The sequence below is a fragment of the Rhizobium sp. YAF28 genome, assembly GCF_052113285.1.
In the GTDB taxonomy this organism is placed as follows: Bacteria; Pseudomonadota; Alphaproteobacteria; order Rhizobiales; family Rhizobiaceae; genus Rhizobium.
The window spans coordinates 85,744-100,735 of sequence record NZ_JBFRCX010000007.1; the positions used below are offsets into that span (position 1 = coordinate 85,744).

Below are 14,992 nucleotides of genomic sequence, written 5' to 3' on the forward strand. Positions count from 1 at the left end.
ATCGAAAAACCCGGCCATTCCGCCGGGTTTTTGTTTGCTGGGATGCTCTGGCGGCTAAGCCGCAGCCCGCATGAAGTTGCCAAGCCCAGCAAAGAGCTCCACCGATTTCAACCGCGCCTCGATATCATGGATCGGCATGGAGATGATGACCTCATCGGCCTGCGTCTCCTTGAGGAATTCATTGAGCTGGACTTCGGCCGTGGCCGGCGAACCGACGACGGCGTAGCGTAGCGTGTGCTCGACATTCATCTTTTCCATCGGTGACCAGAAGGCATCCCTATCCCTGACCGGCCGTGGGAAAGGCCCGCGCACATTGCGCCGCAGATTGACGAACTGCTGTTGAGCCGAGGTGAAGTGATACTGCGCCTCCTCGTCCGTCTCAGCAACCGCGCCCATGACGCCGACCATCACATAGGGCTTGTCGAGTTCCGACGAGGGCTGGAACCGGTCGCGATAGATCGCGATAGCATCAAGCAGCATGTCAGGCGCAAAATGCGAAGCAAAGGCGAAGGGGAGGCCGAGCATGGCCGCAAGCTGGGCGCTGTAGAGGCTGGAGCCGAGCAGCCAGATCGGGATGTGTGAATCGTTGCCGGGTACGGCGAGGATCGCCTGGTTTTCGATCGGTGTGCCGAGAAGCTGCTGCAGTTCCACCACATCATTGGGGAAACTATTTGCACCCGCGTCGAGGTTGCGCCGTAGCGCCTGCGCCGTGCGCATGTCCGTTCCGGGCGCGCGGCCAAGACCGAGATCGACGCGGCCGGGAAACAAGGCTTCCAGCGTGCCGAACTGTTCGGCGATGACGAGCGGCGCATGGTTCGGCAGCATGACGCCACCCGAGCCGATGCGGATGGTCTTCGTCACCGCACCGATCTGACCGAGGATGACAGACGTCGCCGCACTCGCGACGCCGGGCATGCCGTGATGCTCCGCCATCCAGAAACGCGTATAGCCGAACTCCTCCGCCTTCTGTGCCATACGCTTCGACGCCTCAAAGGATTGGCTGATGGTCGTGCCTTCGGCCACAGGGGAAAGATCGAGAATGGAAAACGGAACCATGGAAACCTGCCGCTCGAGAATGGGAGTGCGGTCTATGTAGGTTCGCCGTGGCGCTATTCCAAATCGCGGCGCCAACAAAAGCTGCCGCGGAAAATAACTGTCATTCGTCGAAAGCCGGGGAGAATTTCAAAGCGCCTGATGGGGGCGATCCCTTGAAGATGACCCTCTGGACGTATCGCGTATCGAGATCGCCATAGGTCAGCTTCCCATCGCTCTCGAAGCCAGCGCCGCGATAGACCGAGGGATTGCCGATCAGCGCGCAGCCGGTCGCATCACGCTCTCTCAGCAGATCGAGCCCTTTCAGGATCAGCTCTCTGCCGATCCCCTGCCGCTGCCGCTCCGGCTTTACCGAAATCGGCCCGAGCCCATACCATCCATCCTCGATATCACCGATTGTGATCGGCGAGAAAGCGACATGGCCGATGATCTCCTCGCCCTCTTCCGCGACGAGAGATAGTATCAAATCACCCGACGCGCGAAGATCCCTGACAATCCGCGCTTCGGTATTGTTGCTGTAAGGCATCGGCTCGAACGCCACCCGCGTCAGCTCATGAATGGCATCCGCATCCTCGGGCTTTTCGAACCGGATCAGCATGATGCGATCACGCCTGTTTGCGCAGCAGATGCATGTCGGCGCTCTGCTGCTGATATCCTTCGGCAAGGGTGAAGTTGCCGAGCTGGCGGTCCATCTCCACAGCTTCGGTTGCCAGACGGTGGATTGCAGCCGTCGTCTCCTCGACCATCGCCGCATTCTGCTGCGTCATGGAATCGAGCTCGGCGACTGAGCTGTTGATCTGCCGCAGGGTGTCTGCCTCTTCACGGGTGGATTCCATGATCTCATTGATCTGGCCGTTGATGGATTCAACATGACCACCGATGCCAGTCAGCGCAATGCCGGCCCTTTCAACGAGCGCCACGCCGCTTTCCACCTCATGCGTGGACTTCTGCAACAGGCTGGAGATTTCCTTGGCAGCGCTCGAAGACCGCTGCGCCAGTTCGCGTACTTCCATAGCGACGACCGCAAAGCCCTTGCCGCTTTCGCCGGCACGCGCTGCCTCGACACCGGCATTCAGCGCCAGCAGGTTCGTCTGGAAGGCGATATCGTCGATGACGGAAATGATGGTGTTGATCTGCCGTGAAGACGCCTGGATCGCTTCCATCGCCGCGATCGTCTCGCGCATGATCTGGCTGGAGCCGACAGTCTCCTTCTTCGCGTCGCGGGCGATGCGCGCGGCCTGCTCGGCGCGTTCGATCTGTACGCGCACTGACTGGGTGATGGCGCTGATCGCGTTGGCCGTCTCTGTGATCGAGCTTGCCTGCCGCTCGGTGCGGCCGGCCAGTTCATCGGCACCCGTCCGCATCTCCTCGGAGCCTGCACGCACGGCCATGGAGTTGCCGCCGATCGCAGTCATCGTTTCGTTGAGCGTCGCCAGCGCCTCGTTGAAGTTCACGCGCAGGCTTTCGAGCTCGTTCGGGAAGCGGGTTTCGATCTGATAGGCCAGATCGCCGCTCGCCAGATGATGAAGCCCCTCGTCGAGTGCTGTGACCACGTCCTGCAGGCTGCGGGCCTCCGCCTCGCGCTGAGCCAGATTCTGCTGGCGCTCGCTTTCTGCCCGCATGCGCGTTTGCTCGCTCGCAGCTTCGAGCTCGCGGCCTTCGATCAGCGACTGCTTGAAGCGAGCAAGCGCTTTCGCCATCGTGCCGATCTCATCCTTGCGGTTCTGGCTGCCGATCTCGATGTCGAGCTTGCCGTCTGCGACTTCGCGGGTCACGCCGGCAAGACGGGCAAGCGGCGAGAACAGGAAGTTGGTGATGAGCCCTGTGGCGACCGCCATGATGACGAGAACGCCGATGCCGATCGAGGTCAGCAATGTAGCGACCTCGATGGAGCCCGAATTCAATTCGCTGAGCAGCACGCTTTCAACGACGAGGAAACGGTCGCCGCGATAATCGATGCCACGCACATAGGCGCGTGCCGCGCCGTCGGCGCGATCGAAATCCGCAACCGTCATTGCCGAGCTCGCAAGCGCATCCTTGATGAAGGTGAACGGTGCAGCATCGAGCGTCACAAGCTGACCGGATGCATTGAGACCAATGGCCGAACCATCAGCCGAAATGATGGCCGTCTTTGCCGTGCTGCCGGACACGATACCCTTTGCCAGAATGCTGGTGACGACATCGTCGCGCACCTTGAACAGCATCAGCCCCTTCGCCTGGCCGAGCTTGACGATCGGCACGGCATAAAAGATCGCCGACTTGCCGCTGCCGGCATCGACACGCAAGCCGGAGAAGGCCGTCGGCGCGGAATCGTCCGTCGCTTTGGTGGTGTTTTCGATTGCCTTGGCATAGGCGATGCCCGCGCCGGCCGATTTCCAGGCGTCCGACTTCAGGTTTTCGGCGAAGTCGTCATTCTTCTTGTAGGAATAGAGCACGGTGCCGTCGAGATCGACGATCAAGAGGTCGTTGAAGGCGGTATCGGCGAGGTCACGCGCCACTTCGCCCTGCGTCTTCTCATGGCTCGAATAATAGAAACCGCTCGGACCCTCCGGCTTTGCGAGCTTCTCGCGCTGGTCGGCCGGGTTCGGATTGTTCGTGATGAAGACCTTCTTCAGCTCACCGCGAGCATCGCCGGAGCTCTTCTCCATCGTCTTCCAACCGCTCTTCAGGTTGGTGATCGACATCTGCAGCGCTTCGATGCGCGCAATCGAGGTTGCCTGGTTCTCAAGCTGCTCGAGTTGGTCCTGCAGCATGTCGCCGCGGAAGATCAGCACGCTCTCCTTGGCCTTCAGCGCCTGTTCGTCGGAAACGCGGCTGCTGGCGAAATAGGCGAGGATATTGATCACCGCGACCGAAAGCGTGGTCAGCAGGATGAAGGTGGCTATCACCTTGAAGGACAGGGACTGAAATCTCTGAGCCATGAAAACGAACCCTTCCGGAACGGCGACGCCGGCGAGTGGCATCCTGGAGACATCACCCACCGGTTGAACTACAAACAGAGCATCGGAAGCCTTAAGCTTTGCGAAAGCCGGCTCCTCTCACATTTGATGGATTAGAATTCAGGCATTCGGTTTAATTCGCGGTAAATGCGGTCCCGCAAAAACAAGGCATGTTTTTGTTTTGTTCACATATCGATGGCACTTATTTCACCATCGCTATAGGGTGAACCATGCAAAACACGATTCGCATCATCGGTATCGATCCCGGCCTTCGCCGCACGGGATGGGGCATCATCGATACGCTCGGCAATTCGCTGCGCTTCGTTGCCTCGGGAACCGTCACCTCGGATGGCGACATGGATCTCGCCTCGCGCCTCTGCCAGCTGCATGACGGTCTTGCTGATGTGGTCCATTCCTACAAACCGGAGGAAGCCGCCGTCGAACAGACCTTCGTCAACAAGGACGCGGTCGCCACGCTGAAGCTCGGCCAGGCCCGTGGCATCGCCATGCTCGTGCCGGCCCGTGCGGGTTTGCCGGTATCGGAATATGCGCCAAACGCCGTGAAGAAGACCGTCATCGGCGTCGGCCACGGCGAAAAGAAGCAGATCCACATGATGCTGAAGATCCTGATGCCGAAGGCGGAGTTCAAAGGCGACGACGCTGCCGACGCATTGGCGATCGCCATCTGCCATGCTCATCACCGTGGCGCAAACCGCATGCGGCAGGCAATCGCCGGCGCTCACCAAACCCACCCCTGACGGAACAAGATCATGATCGGCAAGCTGAAAGGCACAATTGATGAGATCGGCGATGATTACGTGCTCGTGGATGTGCACGGCGTCTGCTACGTCGCTTTTTGCTCTGCGCGCACGCTCTCGAAGCTAGGTTCCGTCGGAGAGGCCTGCGTGCTCTTTATCGAAACCTATGTGCGTGAGGACCAACTGAAGCTCTTCGGCTTCCAGACGCAGCTCGAACGCGAATGGTTCAACCTGCTGCAGAGCGTTCAGGGCGTCGGCGCGAAAGTGGCACTCGCCGTGCTTTCGACTCTCACTCCGCCCGAGCTTGCTAATGCCATCGCGCTGCAGGACAAAACGGCTGTTTCGCGCGCTCAGGGCGTCGGTCCCAAGGTCGCGATCCGTATCGTCACCGAGCTCAAGAACAAGGCGCCCGCCTTTGCCGGCGAGGCGATCAATATCGGCCTCAAGCAGGAGATCGGCGAAGGCGTGGCCGCAGCCCCCGTTGCCGACGCCGTTTCGGCCTTGACCAATCTCGGCTATTCGCGTGATCAGGCGGCCAATGCGGTTGCCGCCGCCATGAAGACGGCCGGCGAAGATGCGGATAGCGCCAAGCTGATCCGCCTCGGCCTGCGGGAACTCTCACGCTGATGGCCCCACAGGGTGTCAATGCAGGCCGCTTGGTGTATGGACTTGAGCAAGCTTCTAACGGAAATACCCAATGACTGATGCCCGCCTGATAACGCCGGAAAAGCGTGGCGAAGACTTCGACACCACGCTGCGCCCGCAGTCTCTGGACGAGTTCACCGGCCAGGCGGAGGCGCGCGCCAATCTCAAGATCTTCATCGAAGCGGCCAAAAACCGCGGTGAGGCGCTGGACCACGTTCTCTTCGTCGGCCCGCCCGGCCTTGGCAAAACGACATTGGCGCAGATCATGGCAAAAGAGCTCGGCGTCAATTTCCGCTCGACCTCCGGCCCCGTCATCGCAAAGGCCGGCGATCTGGCCGCTCTGCTGACCAATCTCGAAGAGCGCGACGTTCTCTTCATCGACGAAATCCATCGCCTCAACCCGGCGGTCGAGGAAATCCTCTATCCAGCCATGGAGGATTTCCAGCTTGACCTCATCATCGGTGAAGGCCCTGCCGCCCGCTCGGTGAAGATCGACCTGTCGAAATTCACGCTCGTTGCCGCCACCACCCGCCTCGGCCTGCTGACGACACCCCTGCGCGACCGTTTCGGCATTCCGGTGCGTCTCTCCTTTTATACGGTGGAGGAACTGGAGCTGATCGTCCGCCGCGGCGCCCGCCTGATGGGCCTTGGCATGACCGATGACGGCGCCCGCGAGATCGCGCGGCGCGCCCGCGGCACCCCGCGCATTGCCGGCCGCCTGCTGCGCCGCGTGCGCGACTTCGCCGAAGTCGCAAGGGCCGAAGCCGTCACTCGCGAGATCGCCGACGAGGCTCTCACGCGCCTGCTGGTCGATAATATGGGCCTCGACCAGCTCGACAAGCGCTACCTCAACATGATCGCCGTCAATTTCGGCGGCGGCCCGGTCGGCATCGAAACCATCGCCGCCGGCCTCTCCGAGCCGCGCGACGCGATCGAAGACATTATCGAGCCCTATATGATCCAGCAGGGTTTTATCCAGCGCACGCCGCGCGGCCGCGTTCTGACCGCAATCGCATGGAAACATCTCGGCATGCAGCCGCCGAAGGATATGGAGGCTGCTCAGTTCGGGTTGTTCCGGGAGGACGATTGATTGATCAGCCGGCGCAGCTTTTTCAAACTCATGGGCGGCAGCTTTGCCGGCCTCACGGCACTCGGCGGATATGCCTTCGCCTATGAACCACTCGCCCGGCCTGCGATTTCCCGTTACGCGCTGACCCCGCCAGGGTGGACGCCCGGCCTGAAGCTGCGGCTTGTCGCACTTGCTGATCTTCACGCTTGCGAACCCTGGATGTCCACAGCCCGCATCGCTTCGATCTGCGCCCACGCCAACGAACTGGGAGGTGATATCGCGCTCCTGCTTGGCGATTACGCGGCCGGCATGAACATGGTGACGCGCTATGTCCATTCCAGTGAATGGTCGAAGGCGCTGGCAACGCTCAAGGCCCCGCTCGGCGTCCATGCGATCATGGGCAACCATGATTGGTGGGAGGACAGGACCGCACAGAAGATTGGCGGAGGCGATACTTTCGGGCACAGAGCCTTGGCCGAAGCGGGCATCTCCGTTTACAGCAACCGTGCCACCCGGTTGGAAAAGGACGGGAATGGCTTTTGGCTGGCGGGTCTGGAGGACCAGCTGGCGCTCCTGCCGGGCAGGAAATGGGGCCGCAGCCGGATGCAAGGCCTCGACGATCTCGGCGGAACGCTTGCGCAGGTTTCCGACGACGCGCCCGTTATCCTCCTTGCCCACGAGCCCGATATATTTCCACGCGTGCCCGAACGAGTATCGCTGACACTGTCCGGCCATACGCATGGAGGACAGATCCGCCTTTTCGGCTATTCGCCAGTCGTGCCCTCGCGCTATGGCGACCGTTATGCCTACGGCCATATCGTCGAAAACGGCCGTAATATTATCGTCTCCGGCGGGCTCGGCTGCTCCATGGCGCCTATCCGCTTCGGCGTTCCGCCGGAAATTGTGGTCATCGATCTCGGATAACGTCATGCCCAAGCGAACCGTCGTTCGCCTCAATGCAGGCAGCCAGCGCTTCAATTACCGCATCGCCGGGCTCGGCTTTCGTGACGGGCACCTGCTTGTCCATCGCGCAGTTCACGAACCTTTCTGGACCATCCCCGGCGGTCGGGCCGAGATTGGCGAGACTTCGGAGGAAACATTGAAGCGTGAGATGATGGAGGAGCTCGGTGTCGAGGTGACCGTCGGCCGCCTGCTCTGGATCGTCGAGAATTTCTTCCACTATGAAGGCCGCGAGTGGCACGAACTCGGCTTCTACTATCTCATGGAAATACCCGAGAATTTCCCTTTCCGCACGCATGAGATCATTCATCGGGTGGAGGACGGCGACAACCATCTGGAATTCAAATGGGTGCCCGCAACATTCCAGGCCCTGACCGCGCTCGATATTCCGCCCTATTTCCTTGCCGGCGAGATTGAAAATCTGCCAGTCACACCCCGCCATCTCGTGTGGCGCGATGGTGATCTCGACGACAAGGACTAGCGCAATTCCAGCAAGAGCGTGAAATCGGTTATGCACTCAGAGTTGTGTGAAAACAAAGAGATAAAGCATTTCCGTGGTTCGGAGATAAACGGAAATGCTCCAAGGAGGAGACGCGATGCCGAGTTTCGACCCCTGCCGCATGTTCCGAAAGCTTGCCTACAACAATGCCCTGGCGAACAACCGGCTTCTTGCCGCCTGCGCAACCCTCAAGTCCGGTGAATTCGAGGCCACGCGCACAAGCTTTTTCCCATCGATCAAATCGACGCTGAACCACATCCTCACAGTCGACTGGTTCTATGTCGATGGGCTGGAAGGCGGCACGCTCGGCCTTAGCGCTTTCGACACCGAAGAACCCTTTGACGATATCCGATCGCTCTCCGCAGAACAGGCGAAGGTCGACCAGCGCCTTGTTGCAATCTGCGAAGGGCTGACACTCGAGAGGCTTGCTTCGACCGTGGAGCTTCAGCGCGATGGCCGCACCCAGCGAGAGCGTATGGAGGATGTACTAAGCCACCTTTTCCAACATCAGACGCATCACCGCGGACAGGTACATGCCATGCTGGCCGGCAGCAGCGTCGCTCCGCCGCAACTCGACGAATTCATTGTCGACGACGATGCGAGGTTTCGGGGCGGCGAGATCGCCGCCCTTGGCTGGAGTGAACAGATGCTGATGCGTTAGAGCAATTCCAGCAAAAGTGCGCAGCGGTTTTTGCATTCGGAATTGCGTGAGCCAGAAATACTCAGCCTTTGACGCGCGCCTTCAGGCCATTAATGATCGTCTTGGTCAGAAGATCGTAATTTTCGTCAAAGTGATGATCGCCCGGGAGCTCGATGACCTCGCCGCCAACATCCTTCACGGCGGGGCAAGCCACGTCGTCATCATCATCCTTGCCGTAGACGCATTGGACGAGCTTCGGATCGGCGCCCTTGAGATCCTTGATGGGATCGCCGCCTGCCCCATCCGTCTTCTGGCCGAGCCAGCCCATGACGGAAATGACGTAATCGACCTGGTGCGATAGCGACAAAAGCGAAATCTGCGCTACTGCCGCCTTTTCGGCAGGTTTCAGAAGCTGATAGGTAGCGGGCAGGATATCCGCGCCGAAGGAATAGCCGATCAGCAAGACGTGCTTAACCTTCCACTGTTTGCGGTAGAATTCGATGATACGAGAGAGATCGTCGGCCGTTTCCTGCGGCTTCCGCTCCGTCCAGAAATAGCGCAGCGAGTCGATACCGACGACGGGAATGCCTTCCTTCTGCAGCATGCCGCCTACTTCCTTGTCGATATCGCGCCAGCCGCCGTCGCCGGAATAAATCACGGCCATCGTATCGAGGTTCGGCTTGGCGTCGAGAATGGCAAGCGGCAGCCCGAGCGGATTGTCGAAGGCGCCCGAAGCCGTCACCAGATCGTCGAGCGTATCGGCAAACACAGTCTGTGCATCATCGGACGAGTCGCGGATATCGATCGCCTCATGCGCCTTTTTCAGATCCTCCACGTGAGCGCGACCGTCCTTGTCGGCAGCCGGCGTGAAGGTGGCGATAACAGGATCCGGCAGGGCGCCATCGGTCAGCCCATAAACACTGCGGTCGCCGACCACCTTCCTCGTGGCCGGAGTGCAGAGCTCCTTGCTCAACGGAATGCCGGCACGCGGATCGACGGCAAATGTCTGGCCGATCGTCGCATCAGGTGTCTGTGCGGCAATGGCAAGCGCCAGCGCGCCGCCCTCGCCGATGCCGGCAACGATCGGCAGGTGATAGGGGCTGTTGCCGGCGGCGCGCTGCACCTGCTGGCTGAGCGACTCAATATCGGACACCGTGTAGATGCAGCCGTCGTTGAGACTGACGTCATAGCGGTTCAGCGCTTCCATATAGGACGGAAAATCGACGCCGATAACGACGGAACCCTGCGAAACCAGACGGTCTGCCTCGGCCTTTTCATTGTCTCCCCAGCCGGCTGCATCCGAAATCAGAAAGACAGCGCCCTTCACCTCGCCCTGCGGCAGGAAGATATGCGGCGAAGGGATAAGGCCGGTCTCGAAGGTCTGGGTGGTTTCATCCGCAGCATAAGACGGCGCGGCCGCGAGCATGCTGACGCACGCAGCAGCAAACAGTAACTTTTTCATCATTTTCTCACTACCCCTTTCAATCCGCCGCCGATCAGAAATGTCGCATCCATCAATGCGATCATCGGATTGCCCCCTCCTGAAACCGCAAGATAGCGCGGTTGCCAGTGCGGATGAAACTTGGATTTGAAGGCGCGAAGCCCCTTGAAGTTGTAGAAGCGCTCGCCGTGTTCGAAGACGGTACCGCCGATACGGTCCCAAACGGGCGCCACCTCGCGTTTCGACATGCCGGAGAGGGGCGCCATGCCGAGGTTGAAATGCGTAAAACCCTGGATGCGCAGATATTCCATGATCTGAACGAACAGGAAGTCCATAGACCCCTTCGGCGCATCAGGCGAGAAGCGCATCAGGTCGATCGTCCCCTCCTCTTTCGCCGCGGTGACAAGGATATTGGCAAAGGCAACGATCCGGCCGTCCTTCTTGAGAACGCCGACCGGCTGCGACGCCACATAGTCCGGATCGAAGGCGCCGAGCGAGAAGCCCTTCTCCTTGGCATTGTGATGCTCGAGCCACGCGTTTGAAACGGCCGAGAGATCGTCGATGATTCCGGGGATATCGACGGGTTCGACAACGCTGAATTCCAGACCGTCGCGCTGGGCGCGGCTTGCGGTCTGGCGCAAATTCGCCCATTTGCCACCCTTCATCTCGAAGGTATGCAGATCAGCCACTGCAAGCTCGCCGAGCTTGAAGGCGCGCAGGCCCGCATCCGCACAATGTGAAAGCAGCGCCGGCGAGATCTGGTAAAAGACGGCGCGGCAGCCGGCGGCGCGCGCCGCTTCCACGAAACGCCAGACCAATTCCTGCACGGCATGATGGTCGCCGATCGGATCGAACAGCGCGATCCACGAGCGGCCCTGCCGGCCATACATGATGAAGGCATCGCCCTTTTCCGAGAACATGATGGACTTGTCACCCATGCGCACCAGATTGGCGTCCGCACTGTCCTGTTTCTCGACGATCTCGACAGCACGGCGGACCGCCTCCTCATCCGCCGGCTCCGGCTTGAAGGTCGCTGGCCGCAACAGGCTGAAAATGGCGATCGCCGAGGAAATGATGGTGATGCCGAGTACGGCACGCAGTCCGCGCGGCGCTTCCGCCGCGAATTCAAACTGCCACCAGAGTTGGTTGCTGTATTCCACGTCGCGATAGACGAAGAGCAGGATGACAACCGCGCCGACGATGATCACGGCAATCGCCATCAGCCAGGATGCCGTCATCGCCTGGTTGAGAAGCGAAGCATGGCGGGTAAAGAGCCGGCGGCTGACGAACAGGCCGAAGACCAGAAAGGCGAGGAAGGCCGCCTCGACAAGGGCAATCGCCTTCAGCAGCGAGAGCGTCAGAGCGGCAACGGCAGAAAACACCGCCACCCACCAGGCACCATCGAGCCGCTGGCCGAGGCCACGGGCGGCAACGACAAGTGCAAGGCCGAGCAGACTGGAGAGGAAATGCGCGCCTTCCACCATCGGCAGCGGCAGATAATTGGAGAGGAATTCGAGATTCTGATCGGGCGTCGGCGTCACGCTCGAAAAGATCAACATGACGCCCAGGAGCAGCGCCAGCGCCGAAAGAAGCTGCGGCATCAGCCGCCCGCCGATGCGCCGCACGCTGGAAGCAGCCGGATGATCCACGAAGCGGCGTAGCTCCGTGGCGGAGACCGCAAGGATGGCGATCAAGAGCGGCAGCACATGATAGATCAGACGGTAGAGCACCAATGAGCCGAGAACGGCGTCGATATTCACTGCGCTGCCGAGCGAAGCGATGATGACTGTTTCAAAAACGCCGAGGCCCGCCGGCACATGGCTCAGCACGCCAAGCCCGACGGCAATCGCATAAACCGCCAGGAACACCGGCCAGCCGATCGCCGTCTGCGGCAGGAGCACGTAAAGCACCGTGGCGGAGGCTGCGATATCGAAGGCGGTCACCAGGAACTGACGCGACCAAGTGCGCGAATCCGGCAAGCGAAGTGCGATCGACCCGATTTCGATCACCCGGCCCTCGCGGCCGAGCACCATGAGAGAGCCGAGAATCGCCAGGATGACAGCCGCGATGATACGAAGCCACAGGCTGCTGACACTGATCAGCGGCGCGATCTCATCGGCGATGATGAGAAGCGCGATCGCCGACACGGCAGCAAGGCCAAGGCCGAAGGACAGCGTCACGAAGGCGATGACGCGGCCGATATCTTCAGGCGAAAGCCCAAGCCGCGTATAGGCGCGGTAACGGATCGCTCCACCCGAAAGCGCGCCGAAACCAGCGGTGTTACCGACCGCATAGGCACTGAAGGCCGTGAGCGCGACATGCGGCAAAGGCAGCCGCTTGCCGATATACTCGATTGCGTTGAGATCGTAGAAGACGAGTGCCATAAAGCTCAGCGCGGTAAAGAACAAGGCGAGCAGGATCGAACTCAGCCGCGTTTCCGCCAGGGCCTCGACGACGTCGTCATAGCGCACTTCATCTGTCAGCTGCATGATCGCGTAGCCGACAAGGCAAAAAATGAGGAGCGTGGCAAGAGCCGTCAGCGGAGTGCGATAGCGCCGGAAAACTGCACCAAAGGAAAAGCCCTCATCAGTCCCTGAATTCTCTTCCAACTTGCCGTGACCCGACATCTCGTACCTGCTGCAATTGCCAATCTGGCGGGAATCTCTTTTGAGAGACGTAACATAAGCAACATGCAAGCTCTATGAACCATATTGCGGCTACCCACACCCGCGCACTTGCCGCCTCCTTCATCCTCAATTGGGGCAAATTTGCGCAGTGCACAGGCTCGATCGCATTGCAATTTCGTAAGCTTCGCCTTGCATTAGAAGATCAGGCGGCCGGCTCACCCCCGGCACGGGCTTGAGCCGCGTAACGCGCTGCGGCAACGTTCGCCTCAATCTCGCGCTCGCCCGAAACCTGCACGGTCGGAACGGCGAATTCGATGCCGTTCTCCTTGAAGGCATTGCGGATCATCGCCAGCGCATTGCGGCGGATGACGAACTGCTCGCCGGGTTTGGTCATCATAGAAAGGCGGAGCTCGATCGCGAATTCGCCGAACTGCTCCACACCCTTCATCTTCAACGTTTCGATGATATTCGGACCCCACTCGGGGTTTTCGAGAAGCTGCTGGCCGATCTGCTTGATGATCTTCTTCGTTTTCACGAGATCGGTGTCGTAGGTCACGTTCAGGCTTATCTTGTCGATCGTCCAATCGCGGTTGAGGTTCTTGACAGCCCCAAGCTCCCCGAAAGGCACCGTCGTCAGCGGCCCGCGGTGATGGCGAAGTTTAACGGAACGCAGGCTGAAGGCTTCGACCACGCCCTTGTGGCTGCCGCTTTCGATATATTCGCCGACGCGGAAGGCATCGTCCCACAAATAGAACATGCCGCTGATGACATCCTTGACGATGGTCTGCGCGCCGAAGCCAACCGCAACGCCGACGACACCGGCGCCGGCAATCAGCGGCCCGATTTCGATACCGACGCCCGAGAGCACCATAAGGGCCGCGATCAGGGCGATAACGACCGCGATGATGTTGCGGAAGATCGGCAGTAACGTCTGCAGACGAGCGCGCTTGACTTTCTCCTCGTCGCCGATTGGGCCATCGACAGGAGAATCCAGTAGCTTGCCGTCGATATAGGCCTTGACGAGATGCCAGAGCAGGTCCGCCGCAAGCAGGATGACAATGCCGCCGATGATGCCGCGCACCACCCGGTCGATCATCGTTTCGTTCGACGTCATCATCATAGCAGTTTCGACGCCGAGCATGCGCCCAAGCCAGATCGCCGCAAAGGCGATGATCAGAGCCCGCACACCGCGATCAAGCAACACGGTCGCAATACGCCGCTGGGCAAGGAAGCCCGCTTCGGCATGGTGGAAGGATTTGACGGCGAGCGTCGATACGGCAAGCACTCGCGGCAGCAGCAGGAGATAGATCAAGACCCAGAGGAGCCAATCGAAGCTCAAGACCCAGATGCCCCAGAGCAGTACGAAATAAAGGGTCAGCAGCCAGGTGACGGCATGGCTGCGCCGCGTTTCATTTCCCGGTCGTGACCAGACTGCTTCGGTCGCGATCAGGAAAAGACCGATGCCCAGCACATAGCCGACCAGATATCGCGTGGCCATCGAATAGCCCAGCGGCTCCATCGCTTGGAGAACGACCCAGCCGAAAACGAAATAGATGACGAATAGCGTGCAGCGCCGAAACCAGAATTGCGCGACGGCCGGGTCAACCGCAACGGTCTCGCCCTCGCCGCGCGGCAGGGTGACGAGATCGACGATGACACCACCGATGGAAACGGCGAAACGCTGCACAACGACAGCGATGGCGATCGCGATCGCGATATTCTGGCTGACCGGCGGCCAGTTGAAGCTGACCAACGCAAGCCCCGTTGCGAGACCGAAGACGATGGCGGGAATAACGCGCGCGGCCAGCCGCGTGCCGGTCATCTGCGCTGCTCGCTCCCGCCTTTCACGCACGGCCCTCCGCACCAGGATTTCGACGATGAATCCGGTGACGAGGATGGCAAGAAATTGCGCCGCCATGCGAAGTGGACCGGCCGCTCTCAATTCGCCAAGAAAAAGCGATGAAGCCCGCGCGATTTCTGATGGCAGCGTCATGGCCGCACCAGACACCATGGCGATGTGTCGGCGGGCGTGCTGAAGGCGGTCGGACAATATCGACATTTCCTGGTCATTGCCGTCAGAAGCTGCCGGCGCCGCCATCTGCGTCGCCATCCATTGCTTGACCTCCGGCGTCTGCATCAGCTCCATCATCTGTCGCACCTGGGCAGGCGGTGGCGCAACGTCAGCGGAAGCTGCCGGCGTCGTCTGTGCGGAAACGGCGCTGAAAAGAGAAAGCAACACCATGATGCCGCAGATGCCGATCGCAGAAATTCGCCCCATGCCCGCCTCCGGTTTTACACGTCAGGCATTTATGCAAGTGCTGCAGCCGAAAAGCCAGACGAACAAACGGTCTAGGCCGTAGT

General features: G+C 60.3%; 12 protein-coding genes. 6 read left to right on the forward strand and 6 right to left on the reverse strand.

Annotated features, from left to right (window positions below; genetic code table 11):
* Positions 1-54 precede the first annotated feature (54 nt).
* The 3 genes from AB4Z13_RS17345 to AB4Z13_RS17355 form a co-directional block, all read right to left on the reverse strand.
* Complete coding sequence (locus AB4Z13_RS17345) at positions 55-1,056, reverse strand: LLM class flavin-dependent oxidoreductase (protein ID WP_113323809.1); 1,002 nt, start codon at positions 1,054-1,056, stop codon at positions 55-57.
* Positions 1,057-1,156: 100 nt separating this feature from the next.
* Positions 1,157-1,651, reverse strand: coding sequence for a GNAT family N-acetyltransferase (locus AB4Z13_RS17350; protein WP_113323810.1), 495 nt, complete (start codon positions 1,649-1,651; stop codon positions 1,157-1,159).
* Positions 1,652-1,658: 7 nt separating this feature from the next.
* The gene (locus tag AB4Z13_RS17355; protein ID WP_113323817.1) at positions 1,659-3,974 is read right to left on the reverse strand and encodes a methyl-accepting chemotaxis protein; all 2,316 of its coding nucleotides are present in this window, start codon (positions 3,972-3,974) and stop codon (positions 1,659-1,661) included.
* A gap of 248 nt (positions 3,975-4,222) precedes the next feature.
* Between AB4Z13_RS17355 and ruvC the strand changes: the two genes are divergently transcribed.
* The 6 genes from ruvC (at position 4,223) to AB4Z13_RS17385 (ending at position 8,584) form a co-directional block, all read left to right on the forward strand.
* Complete coding sequence (gene ruvC / locus AB4Z13_RS17360; RefSeq protein ID WP_037103815.1) at positions 4,223-4,750, forward strand: crossover junction endodeoxyribonuclease RuvC; 528 nt, start codon at positions 4,223-4,225, stop codon at positions 4,748-4,750.
* Between the two features lie 12 nt (positions 4,751-4,762).
* A complete protein-coding gene (gene ruvA / locus AB4Z13_RS17365; protein WP_037103812.1) occupies positions 4,763-5,377 on the forward strand; it encodes a Holliday junction branch migration protein RuvA in 615 nt (204 codons plus the stop codon).
* Between the two features lie 70 nt (positions 5,378-5,447).
* On the forward strand, positions 5,448-6,485 hold the full coding sequence (gene ruvB / locus AB4Z13_RS17370; protein WP_183735182.1) for a Holliday junction branch migration DNA helicase RuvB: 1,038 nt from the start codon (positions 5,448-5,450) through the stop codon (positions 6,483-6,485).
* The gene (locus AB4Z13_RS17375; protein ID WP_113320852.1) at positions 6,486-7,388 is read left to right on the forward strand and encodes a metallophosphoesterase; all 903 of its coding nucleotides are present in this window, start codon (positions 6,486-6,488) and stop codon (positions 7,386-7,388) included.
* A gap of 4 nt (positions 7,389-7,392) precedes the next feature.
* A complete protein-coding gene (locus tag AB4Z13_RS17380; RefSeq protein WP_113320853.1) occupies positions 7,393-7,905 on the forward strand; it encodes an NUDIX hydrolase in 513 nt (170 codons plus the stop codon).
* A gap of 115 nt (positions 7,906-8,020) precedes the next feature.
* Complete coding sequence (locus AB4Z13_RS17385) at positions 8,021-8,584, forward strand: DinB family protein (RefSeq protein WP_113320854.1); 564 nt, start codon at positions 8,021-8,023, stop codon at positions 8,582-8,584.
* Positions 8,585-8,645: 61 nt separating this feature from the next.
* Here the strand turns inward: AB4Z13_RS17385 and AB4Z13_RS17390 are convergent, their stop codons facing one another.
* The 3 genes from AB4Z13_RS17390 to AB4Z13_RS17400 form a co-directional block, all read right to left on the reverse strand.
* Positions 8,646-10,028: a virulence factor family protein gene (locus tag AB4Z13_RS17390; protein ID WP_113320855.1), complete on the reverse strand. Its 1,383-nt coding sequence runs from the start codon at positions 10,026-10,028 to the stop codon at positions 8,646-8,648.
* Positions 10,025-12,631, reverse strand: a complete 2,607-nt coding sequence (mprF, locus tag AB4Z13_RS17395) for a bifunctional lysylphosphatidylglycerol flippase/synthetase MprF (RefSeq protein WP_113320856.1) — start codon at positions 12,629-12,631, stop codon at positions 10,025-10,027. The genes AB4Z13_RS17390 and mprF overlap by 4 nt, the downstream gene beginning before the upstream one ends.
* A gap of 202 nt (positions 12,632-12,833) precedes the next feature.
* Positions 12,834-14,909: a mechanosensitive ion channel family protein gene (locus AB4Z13_RS17400; protein ID WP_442206381.1), complete on the reverse strand. Its 2,076-nt coding sequence runs from the start codon at positions 14,907-14,909 to the stop codon at positions 12,834-12,836.
* Between the last annotated feature and the right edge of the window lie 83 nt (positions 14,910-14,992).